The sequence below is a fragment of the Endoryza foliicola genome (assembly GCF_050589245.1).
Taxonomy (GTDB): Bacteria; Bacteroidota; Bacteroidia; order Chitinophagales; family Chitinophagaceae; genus Endoryza; species Endoryza foliicola.
Window position 1 is genome coordinate 24,877 of the sequence record NZ_JBOBEW010000004.1, and the last position, 12,690, is coordinate 37,566.

General features: G+C 40.9%; 12 protein-coding genes. 6 read left to right on the forward strand and 6 right to left on the reverse strand.

What is annotated here, in order from left to right; genetic code table 11:
- The first annotated feature begins 223 nt into the window (after positions 1 to 223).
- Positions 224 to 1,360, forward strand: a complete 1,137-nt coding sequence (locus tag ACQ2HE_RS10000; protein WP_430899936.1) for a redoxin domain-containing protein — start codon at positions 224 to 226, stop codon at positions 1,358 to 1,360.
- 120 nt (positions 1,361 to 1,480) lie between these two features.
- Here ACQ2HE_RS10000 and ACQ2HE_RS10005 read toward each other — a convergent pair whose 3' ends face one another.
- Entirely contained in the window at positions 1,481 to 1,771 is a 291-nt protein-coding gene (locus tag ACQ2HE_RS10005; protein ID WP_430899934.1) for a cell division protein ZapA, read from the reverse strand.
- Between the two features lie 130 nt (positions 1,772 to 1,901).
- On the opposite strand from ACQ2HE_RS10005, the gene ACQ2HE_RS10010 reads away from it, so the two are divergent.
- Positions 1,902 to 2,156: a hypothetical protein gene (locus ACQ2HE_RS10010; protein WP_430899932.1), complete on the forward strand. Its 255-nt coding sequence runs from the start codon at positions 1,902 to 1,904 to the stop codon at positions 2,154 to 2,156.
- Position 2,157: 1 nt separating this feature from the next.
- Here the strand turns inward: ACQ2HE_RS10010 and ACQ2HE_RS10015 are convergent, their stop codons facing one another.
- Genes ACQ2HE_RS10015 through ACQ2HE_RS10025 form a run of 3 tightly spaced genes read right to left on the reverse strand, consistent with a single transcriptional unit; the run spans position 2,158 to position 5,388 of the window.
- On the reverse strand, positions 2,158 to 2,436 hold the full coding sequence (locus ACQ2HE_RS10015; RefSeq protein ID WP_430899930.1) for a hypothetical protein: 279 nt from the start codon (positions 2,434 to 2,436) through the stop codon (positions 2,158 to 2,160).
- A gap of 7 nt (positions 2,437 to 2,443) precedes the next feature.
- Positions 2,444 to 4,873, reverse strand: a complete 2,430-nt coding sequence (gene pheT, locus ACQ2HE_RS10020; protein WP_430899928.1) for a phenylalanine--tRNA ligase subunit beta — start codon at positions 4,871 to 4,873, stop codon at positions 2,444 to 2,446.
- 56 nt (positions 4,874 to 4,929) lie between these two features.
- Positions 4,930 to 5,388 (reverse strand): VOC family protein, encoded by a 459-nt coding sequence (locus ACQ2HE_RS10025; protein WP_430899926.1) that lies wholly within the window; start codon positions 5,386 to 5,388, stop codon positions 4,930 to 4,932.
- A gap of 412 nt (positions 5,389 to 5,800) precedes the next feature.
- Between ACQ2HE_RS10025 and dnaB the strand changes: the two genes are divergently transcribed.
- Positions 5,801 to 7,378, forward strand: a complete 1,578-nt coding sequence (dnaB, locus tag ACQ2HE_RS10030) for a replicative DNA helicase (RefSeq protein WP_430899924.1) — start codon at positions 5,801 to 5,803, stop codon at positions 7,376 to 7,378.
- A 191-nt stretch (positions 7,379 to 7,569) separates the two neighbouring features.
- Positions 7,570 to 8,283, forward strand: a complete 714-nt coding sequence (locus tag ACQ2HE_RS10035; protein WP_430899922.1) for an RsmE family RNA methyltransferase — start codon at positions 7,570 to 7,572, stop codon at positions 8,281 to 8,283.
- Here ACQ2HE_RS10035 and ACQ2HE_RS10040 read toward each other — a convergent pair.
- On the reverse strand, positions 8,280 to 9,077 hold the full coding sequence (locus ACQ2HE_RS10040; RefSeq protein WP_430899920.1) for a TerC family protein: 798 nt from the start codon (positions 9,075 to 9,077) through the stop codon (positions 8,280 to 8,282). The two genes, ACQ2HE_RS10035 and ACQ2HE_RS10040, sit on opposite strands and share 4 nt — an antisense overlap.
- A gap of 172 nt (positions 9,078 to 9,249) precedes the next feature.
- Between ACQ2HE_RS10040 and ACQ2HE_RS10045 the strand changes: the two genes are divergently transcribed.
- Complete coding sequence (locus ACQ2HE_RS10045; protein WP_430899918.1) at positions 9,250 to 9,825, forward strand: hypothetical protein; 576 nt, start codon at positions 9,250 to 9,252, stop codon at positions 9,823 to 9,825.
- 447 nt (positions 9,826 to 10,272) lie between these two features.
- Positions 10,273 to 11,550: a fibronectin type III domain-containing protein gene (locus tag ACQ2HE_RS10050; protein ID WP_430899916.1), complete on the forward strand. Its 1,278-nt coding sequence runs from the start codon at positions 10,273 to 10,275 to the stop codon at positions 11,548 to 11,550.
- A gap of 81 nt (positions 11,551 to 11,631) precedes the next feature.
- Here the strand turns inward: ACQ2HE_RS10050 and ACQ2HE_RS10055 are convergent, their stop codons facing one another.
- Positions 11,632 to 12,672: a quinone-dependent dihydroorotate dehydrogenase gene (locus ACQ2HE_RS10055; RefSeq protein ID WP_430899914.1), complete on the reverse strand. Its 1,041-nt coding sequence runs from the start codon at positions 12,670 to 12,672 to the stop codon at positions 11,632 to 11,634.
- Positions 12,673 to 12,690 lie beyond the last annotated feature (18 nt).

Below are 12,690 nucleotides of genomic sequence, written 5' to 3' on the forward strand. Positions count from 1 at the left end.
GTCTTTGATCACAGTTAAGGTTAGTAATATGATCAAAGAACGGTACTAAGCTTGCGAAAATACGAAAATTTAACAGGTATTAGTATGTTGATTTCCAAAAGCTAATGAAAATTAGGACGACGATAAGAAATATTAGCGTTATTTAATATGTTTAAGCACCAATTAGCCCAAACTTTTGGGCTGCCTTTTAAATGATAGTATCTTTCCGCAAATTATTTCCAACATGAGAGTTCTATTTTCAACCTTGTTTTTGGCACTCGGATTCACTGCATGGTCGCAGTCTTCGTTTCAGATCAAGGGAACATTAAAATTATCTAAAGACACCGCAGCTAAAGTTTATTTGAATTATAGCTCGGCCGGTAAACGCGTGGAAGACAGTGCCGTGGTGAAAAATGGAACCTATCAGTTCAATGGTTCAGTTGAAGAGCCCGTATTGGTGCGCTTGCGGGTGGCTTATACGCCGGGGGCCGATGGCAAAATGAAGGCGATCAGTTTCAAGAAAGACATGGCGGCTGTTTACATCGAAAACGCACCCATCAAAGTTGTAAGCACCGATTCATTTTCAAATATTTCAGTTACAGGCTCTAAAAGCCATAAGGCTTACATGGCTTTGCAAGAGCAGTTAAAACCAATTACAAGTGCACAAGAAAGCTTGAGCAAGGCGTACAGCGATTTGTATCAGAAGAAGGATGAGGCCGGAATGAAAGCCTTGGAAGCGCAATTCGATTCTTTGGACATTGAATCTAAAAAAGTATACAAATCTTATATCCAAGCCAATCCTAAATCACCGGTAGCATTGTATGCAGTTCGTCAGTTTGCGGGTTGGGATATCAATTCCGATGAAGTAGATCCCGTTTTAGCATTACTCCCCGCTTCCGCCAAGGCAACGCCTTCCGGTAAGGAGCTGATGGAACGTGTTGAAATTGCTCGCAAAACAGGTGTTGGTAAAATGGCGATGGAATTCACTCAGAACGATACTGCCGGCGTGCCGGTGAGTCTTTCCAGCTTTAAAGGAAAATATGTGTTGATCGATTTTTGGGCGAGCTGGTGCGGTCCCTGCCGTCAGGAAAACCCCAACGTAGTTAAAGCCTACCAACGATTCAATGAAAAAGGTTTCACCATTTTGGGTGTGAGTTTAGATCAACCCAATGCAAAGGAAAAATGGTTGAAGGCTATTCATGATGATCAGTTGTATTGGACACAAGTAAGCGATTTGAAATTCTGGCAAAATGCCGTAGCTGTTCAATATGGGATTCAAGCCATCCCACAGAACTTTCTGATTGACCCAACAGGTAAAATCGTTGCAAAGAATTTGAGAGGAGAGGCCTTGGTAGAGAAGTTGGAGGAACTGTTGAAATAATGAGTTGATTGGTTAATTAGCGAATTCGTTCATTACGAAATTGGTGAATTGGGTAGGCCCGGTTCACCAATTTTTTTTGTTAAATCGATGAACCATCAAATCAACTAATTGTCTAATTAACTAATTGTTCTCCAATGCTTTATCGAGCTGAAGTTCCATTTTTCCCAATGTATCTAAAATGGTATCAGAAACACCACCATCAGGTGAAGCTTGGTTTTGAGTAGCGTACCAAAGGATAACCATGGCGAGGTAGTCTTGCATGTCTTTCCCTGCAAACTGCGTTTTGAACTCAAGGATCTTATCGTTGATCATTTTAAGCGTTTTGCGTACCACTTCTTCGTCTTTAATAGCCACTTTCACGCGGTAGGTACGATCGGCGATTAAAATATTTATTGTAATTAATTCCTCCATTGTTGGTATTTTAAAAAGCTTGTGTTAAATTTATCCACAATTAATTAACAGTTCACGTAATAGGACGCTTATTAATCCGTTGGTTAGGTTCGTTACCTTATTAAAACACACACCAAAACCGAAGGATCACATGATTGCGAAAATTAAAACGCCCGTTTTCATTGACGCATTTACTTTAGAGTTGGAAGCCAGTTCCGAATCTAGTTTATGCGCAGTATTGCGAGACGACAAAGGCTGCGAATGTAGCAGAATGGAAACCTTGATCAATCAGGGTGAAAAGACACTTACATGGAGAGGATTGAACGATCTTCCCTATGGTGTTTACACGCTGGAATTGTCACAAGGTGCAGATGAAGCGAAAATGAGATTGGTGAAGCGGATCTAGTTTATTCGGCCAGCATGGTAATGCACCGGTCGATTTGCTTGATGTAATGATTCATTTTCCGTTCCATTTCTTTCTTCTCTTCCTCGTTCAACGCTCCAGACGCCAGGCTCAATGCCGACACTTTTTGTTGCAAGGCTTCATTGTATTGAAGGCCTTCAGAAATTTGCTGTTTTAACTCCCGAATTTCCTCGTTCTTTTTTTCCAAATCTTTTTGGAGCAGCGCGTTCTTTTTAATTAACTGCTGCATTTTCTCCTGTATTCTCTTTAATTGCTGCTCCATGATCGGTTTATTTTCTGATTTCTGCTTGAACGTCTTTTTCGAGCGCGCCCATGAGACTGCTCATCATTGCGTCAATTTCTTTATCGGTCAAGGTTTTCTCAGGATCAAGGAAGGTGAAATTGATGGCCATTGATTTTTTATCGGCTCCCAATTTTTCGCTTTCAAAAATATCGAAGAGTTTCACTTCTTGTAATTTATCGAGACGAAGTTTTTTCACCGAGTTTTCCACGTCGGAGAAAGGAAGAGATTTGTTTACAACCAAGGCCAAATCGCGGTAAACCGGCAACTGCTTTGGTAACTCTTTGAATTTGAGTTGAATTTTTTGAACGGCATCGAGAATGGCTTCCCAGTCGAGGTCGATAAAGTACACAGCCTGTTTGATATCGAATCGTTTTAATTCGGCAGCGCTTACACCTCCAATGGTTCCGTAAACTTTTTTGCCTTGCGTTAATTGAAGCCCCAACTGCAATTTCGAATTGTTATAAGCTTGCCAATTGCAATTGCGAATGCCCAATAACTGAAACAAGCTCTGAACCACTCCTTTTACATAGTAGATATCGGCTTCCTGAGCTTGCTTTTTATTCCAAGATGATTCAACAATTTTACCGCTGATGAACAAACAGCAATGATCGTTCTCGTAATAGTTGCCGGAGGCTGATTTGCCGTATGTTTTGCCGAATTCGAAAAAGCGGATGTTTAAGTTTTTGCGGTTCAAATTATATGCTACCGACTCCAATCCTGTTTCCAGCATGGAGGGGCGCATGATATTGTGATCTGCACTTAAGTTGTTAAGCAAACGTACCGCATTGGTAAGATCGCCTTCTTCAAAATAAGCAGCATTGGTAATGGAATTTGTGAAAATTTCATTGAAGCCCTGACCTGCCAAGTAGTTCGATACTTTTTCTTTCCAAGTATGCTTGTAGCCTAGTTTTTCAATGGCGGGAGAAATGGCAATAGTGGTGGGGATTTCGATATTGTCCAATCCATCTATTCGCATGATCTCTTCCACTACATCTGCCGGCAAGCTTACATCCGGTTTGCTATAAGGAACTTCCAATAAAATATCGTCGAGTCCTTCGCGCATAATGGTAAAGCCCAAGCTTTGCAAAATGCGTTTTACCGCATCGGCATGGTAGTTCTTTCCGCTCAATTTCTTCAAGAAATGAAATTTGAGGGTTACTTGTGTTTTTGGACTTTGTTGCGGATAAACGTCCACCCAATCACCTTCGCATTCTCCACCGGCTAGTTCAATGATGAGCGCTGCGGCTCTTTTCAGCACGTTAAGGGTTTGGCTGATATCTGTATTTTTTTCAAATCGCGTTGCGGCATCGGTTCTAAGACCATGGCGGAACGATGTTTTGCGAATATCGATGGGATTGAACCAAGCACTTTCCAAAAAGATAGTTGTAGTGGTTGCACTTACACCACTGTGTTGGCCACCAAATACACCGCCAATACACATCGGTTCACCATTACCGTTACAAATCATGAGATCGTCCTGATGCAGTTTTCTTTCTTTACCATCGAGGGTAACAAAAGGCGTTTCTGCAGGAAGATTTTTCACCACTACTTTGTTGCCTGTGATGGCTGTTGCATCAAAAGCATGAAGTGGTTGACCGGTTTCATGTAAAATGAAATTGGTAATGTCTACAATATTATTAATGGGGCGTTGACCGATGGCTTTCAAGCGTTGTTGCAGCCATAGCGGACTTTCTCCCACTTTTACATTTTTGATGGTAATGCCCGAATAGCGCTGACACGCATTGGTGTTTTCAATGCTCACTTGAATAGGGGCTGCTCCCGCACTTGTTTTTACATTGAAAGAGGGGAGTGTTACTTTCAAGTCTTTTTTATCGTGATGACTTAAGTAAGCACATACATCTCTTGCCACACCCCAATGGCTCATTGCGTCCATTCGGTTGGGGGTAAGGCCTATTTCGTAGATAAAGTCATTGTGAAGTTTGAAATAAGTAGCGGCGGGCGTTCCTACCGGTGTATCGGCAGGAAGAATCATGATACCGGAGTGGTCTTCGCTCAAGCCAATTTCATCTTGAGCACAGATCATTCCCATGCTTTCAGAGCCTCTGATCTTGGCGAGTTTCATAGTAATGGGTTCGCCATTGAAGGGATAAATGGTGGTTCCAACTGGAGCTACCACTACTTTTTGGCCTGCAGCTACGTTGGGTGCTCCACAAATAATATTCAACGGAGTTTCAGCACCAATGTTTACAGTTGTAAGGGATAACTTATCGGCATTGGGATGTTTTTCACAAGTCAATACTTCTCCAATCACCAAGCCTTTCATACCTCCTTTCACTTCCTCGTAAGGAACAAGGCTTTCTACTTCCAAACCAATTGAAGTCAGGATCTTGCTTAAACGCTCGGGGTCTGGTTGAACCGGTAAATATTCACAAAGCCATTGATAACTAATAGTCATAAAAATTCGCTGCTTAATTCTTCAAAATAAGGGTGGCAAAGATACTGTTTTAGCCGCTAATATGAGGCTAAACCATATCTGGCATCGTTTACTTCAATCCAATAGCCATCGGGGTCCTGAAACCAGATTTGGTGCACACCGTCGACCCGAGTTGTGATGGATTGCTTTTTTCCGCTGACGTCTTCGTAGCTCAGTTTATTGGCTTCCAGTTTCTTTACAAAATCGGTTACGTTTTCTACTGAAAAGCAGATATGATTGTTTTTAAAATACTCTTTTCTTTCGGGGGCACCTTCAATGATGTGCATGGAAGCACCTCCTCCAATATTCAACCAAAGGTGTTTGCCGTCGTGAAAGGGTTCGGGGATCGAATCGAGTCCTAGAATCTGCGTATAAAAATGACCACTCTTAGAGAGGTTCTGAACGAAAATAGCGAGGTGGTTGATTTTTGCTTTTGTTTGTGCTTTGGTTTGAATGGTAACAAACAATAGCAGGCTTGCGATCAGTAAATGCTTCATGGTTCTAAGGTAGGAATTAATAGCTACAGGAATAAGGAACCAATGATTTTGATTGCTTCATTTCTTAGCAAAATGAGGCGTGAAGGCATTTGTAGGAAAGATGGGTATGAGCCAAATATTTTTTTAATAAAAATGAAGACTTTTTCTGTGCGTATTTTTTAAAGAAGGGCGTAAATTGTGGACAATTGCACTGTTTTCTGTGGATAAGCCGGTATTCCTGTTTATAAATCGGGTGCAATTGTTGATTGAATGTGATTGTGATGGGGATAGTTTTGGGTGTTTAAAAGTAGGAAACGGACAAGAAAAACAAGAGATTAAATTCGCTGTCCGACCGTAACAAAGGCCTAATGTCCAATAGCCACATTGAGAAGAATAGCAGTTGATTTTTGAGGATTTTAATTTCTAACTAATTATGGATTTAACGAATTTAAATAAAGATCGGGCCAAGGCCCGGAGGGGAAAGCCTTCTGTAGACCTTAGCTCAATGGTGTACGGAAAAGTACCTCCACAAGCGAAAGATTTAGAAGATGCAGTTCTGGGTGCCATCATGCTTGAAAAGAGTGCATTCGATACAGTGATCGAGATCTTGAAGCCCGAATGTTTTTATGTAGATGCGCACCAGCGAATTTTCCGTGCCATGCAAAGCTTGCAACAAAAGAATCAGCCCATTGATATTTTGACTGTTGTGGAAGAACTTCGCATGCGCGAAGAATTGGAAGTGGTTGGCGGTCCTTACTATGTGACCAAACTTACCAATTCAGTGGTTAGTGCGGCCAATATTGAAACGCACGCTCGTATCATTCTTCAAAAATTCATTCAACGTGAATTGATTCGCATCAGCGGTGAAATTATTTCTGATTCATATGAAGACAGTACCGATGTATTCGACTTGCTCGATGATGCGGAGAGTAAACTGTTTGAGATCACAAACAATCACCTGCGTAAAAACTTCGATAGCATTGATTCTGTATTGGTGAAAACTGTACAGCGTATTGAAGATATGCGTAATCGTGAGGAAGATATTACCGGTGTTCCAAGTGGATTTAGTTCTTTGGATCATTTAACCTACGGATGGCAAAATACCGACTTGATTATCTTGGCTGCTCGTCCTTCAGTGGGTAAAACAGCTTTTGCCTTGAACCTTGCACGCAATGCATGTTTGCATCCTACCAAACCAACCGGTGTTGCTTTCTTCAGTTTAGAGATGAGTTCTGCGCAGCTGGTACAACGTATTTTGAGTGCTGAAAGTGAGATTTGGTTAGAGAAAATTGCTCGTGGTAAATTGGAAGACCACGAAATGAAACAACTCTATGCAAAGGGTATTTCAAAGTTGGCGAAAGCACCGATGTATATTGATGATACGGCAGCGTTGAACATTTTCGAATTGCGTGCGAAATGTCGCCGCTTGAAGAATAAACACAATATTGGAATTATCATCATCGACTATTTGCAGTTGATGACCGGTGGTGGAGAAAAGAATACCAACCGCGAACAAGAGATCAGTAAAATTTCTCGCGATTTAAAAGGATTGGCGAAGGAGTTGAATGTTCCGGTTATTGCGCTTTCACAGTTGAGTCGTGCGGTTGAATCGCGTAAAGAAGGGGATAAGATTCCTCAATTGAGTGACCTTCGTGAATCGGGAGCCATTGAACAAGATGCCGACATGGTAATGTTCTTGTACCGTCCGGAATACTATGGTATTACTGCAAATGAGAATGGTGAAAGCAATAAAGGAGAAACGCACGTAAAGATTGCAAAACACCGTAACGGTTCTTTGGATACTGTGAAGCTGAGAGCCTTGTTGCATATTCAGAAATTTGTGGAGTTTGGGGAAGATGATTTTGGTGGTATTGGTGGAAGCAATTGGAAGCCTATTCAACCTGATAGAGGTGGTGCCGGTGGCGATGATCCGGGAGCGCGTTTGTACATTCAAGCGGGAAGTAAGATGAATGATTTGCCGATGGATGATATGGAGGATACTCCATTTTAATTAAGAATTAAATGATTAATAATTAATAATGAAACAGCCGGGAGCAGGAACGAGGAAGCGAGGAGCGAGGATAGAGGAAACGGGAAGGGAGGGATACTGATGCATAGGCAGCGTTGCGGTGAAAAAAATAGTATTTAAAAGCTATTGAATTATATTGCAAGGCGATCGGGAACGATCGCCTTGTTTTGTATATGGCTGCTCCATTTTTTTATATTGCCGATAGTCCAATTGTGAATCAAAGTTTGGTGCTTGATGAGGAGAACTCTCGTCATGTGGTTTCTGTATTGAGAATGGAAGAAGGCGAAGCCTTGCAGCTAACAGACGGTAAGGGCAATTTGTATCAGGCCAGGTTAGATCATGCACATAAGAAGAAGGCCTCGGTGGTTATTGAGTCGTCTACCTTTCAAGAGAAAGCCTTGTATAGAAGAGGAGTTGCTGTAGGATTGTTGAAACAATCGGCTCGTTTTGAGTGGTTTTTAGAGAAAGCCACTGAAATGGGTATTACAGATATTATTCCATTGATCACCGACAGAACGGAGCGCCAGCATTTTCGGAAAGATCGAATGATGGGGGTATTGGTAAGTGCTTTGATTCAAAGTCAACAAGTATGGTTGCCCGAATTGTTGGATCCAATAGAGTTGGAGGCCTTCCCCTGGGAGCACTGGAGCCATGCATCTATTAGCATTGCTCATTGCGAAGAACGAGTAAAGATTCCTTTTGCTGAGCAAGTTCAAAAAACAATCGGCGACAAAATCATATTAATTGGTCCGGAGGGAGATTTTTCTCTTGAAGAAATTCAAACAGCTGTTTCAAAAGGAGCAACTGAAGTGAGTTTGGGCGAAACAAGACTGAGAACAGAAACGGCTGCCATGGTAGCAGCCGCCTTATTGGTTCAAATACATTAGTGAGCCATATCACTCTCCGGTTTTGATTCGGGAAGTTGTGGTTCATTCAGTTTTACTACTCTTCTTTTTTCTTTTTTACGCATCCACATGTTCATTAATTCTACGCCAAAGCTGAATGCCATAGCAAAGTAGATGTATCCTTTGTCGATATGACTTCCATGAACGGGTTCTAATCCTTCGAAGAAAAGGCTGAAACCAACCATTAAAAGGAAAGATAAGGCTAACATTTTCAGTGTTGGGTGTTTGTGAATGAACACAGAAATTTTATCGGCAAAAAAGAACATTACGATCATGGCGATGATCACTGCAATGATCATTACGGTAACAATTTTCGCCAAACCAACGGCTGTGATGATAGAGTCGAATGAAAATACGGTATCAACAATCAGGATTTGCGTGATAAGGGTTCCAAAAGAGGCCTTTTTGGCTTCTCCAGCACTTTCTTCTTCTCCTTCTAATTTGTGGTGAATTTCTTTTACGGTTTTGTATAGCAAGAAGATACCACCCACAAACATGATCACATTTCTAAGTGTGAATCCATAACCGGTTAGGTTTTTTAGGAATTCAATTTCTCTGTTTCCATTGTTAACCAACCAGCCAATAGCCATAAGCAAACAAACGCGAATGGCGATGCCACCAAACATCCAAATACGACGCGCTTTGAGTTTTTCGGCGTCGGACATACGACCCATTAAGATGGATACGAAGATTACGTTATCAATCCCTAATACAATTTCGAGGGTAGCAAGTGTGAGTAGGCTAATTAATGCATCTACGGATAAAAGTTCACTCATTGTTCTGTAGTCTTTTAAGTCGGCAAAATTAGTGTATTTACGAATTCGGGTCGGGGATTCTACGCAAAATCCTCATTTTGAACTAATTGGCACAATTTTTAAGTAGATAGAGAAGTTTAATCAACAAAATAAAGCCTATCGCCCAGATTTACATTATTGAAAACGCAACCGTATGAAAAGGGTTCTTCTTTTGGGCACTATTTTTTGGAGTATTTACGCACAGGCACAATCAGATTATAAAGTTGGAATCAAGCTTGGAGGCGGTTATGCGCATGACTTTCCGGGCATGAATGGCAATGCTGTTCACATTGAAGGGTACTTTCCTTTTTTTAAGAAAATGGAAGGGGCTATTGGTTTGAAAAATATTTCCATAACCGGAATGCCTCGAACCAAAGAAGTAGAGGAATATACAAAAGCGAATACTGTTGACTTTAGCATCTATTATCTACCGATTGCTACTGATCGATCTACACTAAGAATTGGATTGGGATATTCCTTTATTGGTTACAGTATTCGTCGCACCTATCCTGCTCCAACCAATACCGATCCTACCACACCCGTTCAAACACAAAGCTATAATTGGCCCAAAGTAGATACCAAGAGTCGCACTTCAGGGTCTATTGTAGTAGTGGAATATGCGTATCGAATTGGCAAGCTTCCTCTTTCAATAGGCGCAAGAGCCGCGTATTACAAGGCATATGATGGGGTGAGTTTTGTGGGAGGGTTTTTGCAATACGAAATCAATTAATAATTAATAAGTAATAATTAATAATGGAACAGCCGGGTAGTTAATTGGTGAATTTGAGAGTTTGTAAATGTGGGAATGAAATAAAGAACCACGGAGGCTCGGAGCCACGGGGGTAACGAAGCGAGCATTAGCTCGCGTAGTTTAGTTCAAGCGTAAGCTTGTGCATGTTTAAAAAAGGAGAAGAACAGGGGGTAAATTAGAAACTAAAGACACCATCCTGTAAATCATGATTGCTGTTAGGTTTATTGAATGTCGGATGCTAATCTGTGAGAATCTGTTTTAATCTATTCCATCTGTGGTCAAAATTTCTAAAGCCTAAAGCCTAAACCCCAAAGCCTAACTAATCATTTAACATTCGGCTGCCTTGTCAATTGAATATTGCGGTTCTCCTATGTTAATTGCCGGAATAGTTGTATATTATAATCAATTATCGGCCGCAGCAGCTTCATGAAGATCATTCGTATAGCAAGTTTAATTCTGATTGTGTTTCTTTTTACGAAATGTGATAAGAAAGATGATCCTCCTATTCCTCCTGTTATAGGTATGGCAAGTATTACTACGGTGGCTGCTTCATATGTTAGTATTGATTCTGCAATTGTTGGCGGCCTTATTACAATGAATGGCGATACTGCTAGGATCATTGAATCGGGTATTGTGTACGATACCAATCCCAATCCCACTGTAAATAGTTATAAAACCATCAAGAACGTTGATTCCGGGACATTTACGGTTTTGCTAACCAATCTCAATCAGGCAACTACCTACTACTTCAAAGCATACATGGTGAGCTCAAGAGGCATTACCTATGGAAACTCTTTGACCTTTAAAACACTGGTAAAGAACCAGACAGATAATATTCGCTTTATTAAAAAATTGGAAGAGTTTTATCACCAAGGAAACCCTTCGGTAACGAGTAGAATACGAACCTATACTTTTTCTTTCGACAATTTAAACAGGCTCGTAAGTGTTGGTTTGAGGAATTATATGAGCATTGGCTTTGATACAGCCACTTGTAGTTTATTTTATCAAGGCAGTAGTCCAAAGCCTTATAAGATCATCACTCCGGTTACCTCCACCATCAATCCGGTAAAATATGATACGGTTTATTTTACATACAATGGAGCCAATCAACTTGTTTTGGATTCATCCAATCAAACCAGTGAGCTATCGTCAACTCAAAGAATACCGGTAAAGCGTGTGTACGACCGATCTAGTTTGAGTGTTACAAGGATTGAATGGTTCAGGCCGTTTACGTTGAATGGTTCACCGGAACTGTGGCGCTCTGATGTTATCAACAATCAGACCATTGGAATGACCACTCAATTTTATTCACCCGGGAACAATAGGGGAAACTATGCTAAAACAGAAACCTTTACCTACAGTACTTATCGCAATCCACTTGGTGAATTAAATATTAGCGGTACTATTTTTTCTTTGATCTATCACCCAACTAACTATGAAATATTGGGAAATTCATTTCACAAAGCGGTGTACAATTCTAATATTCTTCCCTACTATTTAGATTTCTTCTCCCAAAAAATTCCAACGAGTTTTTACCTCGGCGGATTTACTGCCAGTGATTTTTTGATCGGCGCTCAATATGATCATTTTACCGTTGCCATTACGGCTCTGCCTGGTAGTACGATTTATCCATCCAAAATAGAAGTGAAGGGCAGTACCTCTTATCCCGACGATAGTTTTATTTATTTGTACAGTTATCAGTAGCAGATTGAAGGGATAATACATGTATTGGTTCAACTCAGAAGATCAGTAACCCAATAATCACATCGTCGAATTCACGAATTATTATTTCAGCAGTTTCTTCACAATTCCCGGTCCTTCGTAAATGAATCCGGTCCAAACTTGAATGAGGGTGCCACCTGCTTTTTTCTTTTCTGCTGCATCTTCTGCTGTGAAGATGCCTCCGGAAGCAATGATGGGAATTTTGCCTCCCGTTTTTTCGTTGATATAAGAAATCAATGCAGTTGCTTTTTCGCGAACAGGAGCACCGCTTAGTCCACCTGCACCAATTTTCTCAACGGTTGTTGTAGGGGTAATTAATTGTTCTCTCGAGATAGTGGTATTTGCTGCTACAAGCCCATCTAAATTGATTTCCAACGCAAGTTCAATTACATCATCTACTTGTGAGGGTGTTAAATCGGGTGCTATTTTCAGTAAAATGGGTTTCGGATGTGCTTGCTGTTTGTTGATGGTTTGTAAATGCGACAAAATTTTATGCAAAGCATCTTTTTCCTGAAGGGCTCTCAATCCGGGAGTATTGGGGCTGCTTACATTCACAACGAAATAGTCTACCAAGTCGAACAATGCACGGAAACAAATTTCATAGTCTTTCCAAGCGTCTTCGTTCGGGGTTATTTTATTTTTTCCAATATTTCCACCAATGATCAGGGATGATTTTGCTCCTTTTTTTTCTAATTCTTTTGTGCGCCAGGTTTTTAAGCGATCGGCAATAAGTTTTACGCCATCGTTGTTAAAACCCATTCTATTGATGAGTGCTTTGTCGGCCGGAAGACGAAACAAACGCGGCTTCTCATTTCCTTCTTGAGCCAAGGGAGTGACGGTTCCTATTTCTACAAATCCGAAACCGAGGGTCTCTAATTCTCTTAGGTATCTAGCGTTCTTATCAAAACCGGCTGCCAATCCAACTTCATTTTTGAATTCAATTCCCCATACCGTTTTTGGAATTGGGTTTTTAGGCGCGAATTGATTTCTTAGCAATAAGCGGATGGGGGAAAAGCTGCAAAGAAACTGCAAGCTGTTCATAGCGAAATAATGTACTTTTTCGGCGTCGAACCAAAACAAAATAGAGCGAATAATAGCATACATAGGGTTGCGAAGATACGA